General features: G+C 54.9%; 1 protein-coding gene. It reads left to right on the plus strand.

What is annotated here, in order from left to right:
* Positions 1–30 precede the first annotated feature (30 nt).
* Entirely contained in the window at positions 31–1,371 is a 1,341-nt protein-coding gene (gene ribBA / locus ACTHUT_RS20535) for a bifunctional 3,4-dihydroxy-2-butanone-4-phosphate synthase/GTP cyclohydrolase II (protein WP_284675694.1), read from the plus strand.
* Positions 1,372–1,461 lie beyond the last annotated feature (90 nt).

A 1,461-nucleotide genomic window follows, 5' to 3' on the forward strand; every position in this document is an offset into this window, starting at 1 on the left:
CCATTACACACAATTCAATTCCATCTCATCATGAACACCACCGACCTGCGCCGCCACAACCTGCGGCAATGGATAACACAACACCACAACGGCCAGCAGACCAAGTTTGCCCAAGCCATCGCCATCAACCAAGGCGAGCTGTCCGCACTGCTGAAAAACAAATCTTTCGGCGAGAAAAAAGCCCGAAAAATCGAGCAGGCAGCCAATATGCCTGACATGTGGCTGGATCAAGACCACCAAGACCGCCACACCCCCACCATCAGCCAAGAAAGAAATACCATGTACCACATCTCCACCATCCCCGAAATCCTAGCAGACATCAAAGCCGGCAAAATGGTCATCATCACCGATGCCGAAGACCGCGAAAACGAAGGCGACTTGCTGATGGCCGCCCAATTCGTTACCCCAGAAGCCATCAACTTCATGATCAAAAACGCACGCGGCTTGGTCTGCCTGCCGATGGACGGCGAAATGGTCGAAAAACTCGGCCTGCCCATGATGACCCAGAAAAACGGCGCACAATACGGCACTAACTTTACCGTCTCCATCGAAGCCGCCCACGGCATTACCACCGGCATTTCCGCCGCCGACCGCGCCCTGACCATTCAAACCGCCGTTTCCCCATCCGCCAAACCAGAAGACATCGTCCAACCCGGCCACATCTTCCCACTGCGCGCCCAAAAAGGCGGCGTACTCGTCCGCGCCGGACACACAGAAGCCGGCGTTGACCTGGCACAAATGAACGGTCTGATTCCCGCCGCCGTCATCTGCGAAATCATCAACGACGACGGCACCATGGCGCGTATGCCCGAACTGATGAAGTTCTCCGAAGAACACAACCTCAAAATCGGCACCATTACCGACCTCATCGAATACCGCAGCCGCACCGAAAGCCTGCTCGAAGACATGGGTAACTCACCCGTACAAACCCCGTGGGGCGAGTTCCAACAACACGTTTACGTCGACAAACTCTCCGGCGAAACCCACCTCGCCCTCGTCAAAGGCACACCAACCGCCGACGAAGAAACCCTTGTCCGCGTCCACGAACCCTTCAGCGTAATGGACTTCATCCAAGCCAACCCGCGCCATTCATGGTCATTGCCCAAAGCCCTTGAGCGCATCCAACAAGCCGAAAGCGGCGTAGTCATCCTCCTACACCGTACCGAAGACGGCGCTACTCTACTCGACCGCACCCTGCCCAAAGGCGCAAACCAAGCCTACAAATGGGACAGCAAAAGCTACGGCATAGGCGCACAAATCCTCGCCGGCCTCAACGTCAAAAAACTGCGCGTCCTCGGCCAGCCGTCATCCTTCACCGGCCTCACCGGCTTCGGCCTCGAAGTCGTCGGCTTTGAAGAAGCTGAAAAATAATCTTGCTTGATTGATTCTCAAAGCAAATAAAACAAAAGGCCGTCTGAAAGTTTTCAGACGGCCTTTTCATATCTCTATTTATCTGAATAT

It is taken from the genome of Neisseria sp. P0022.S010 (assembly GCF_051956635.1).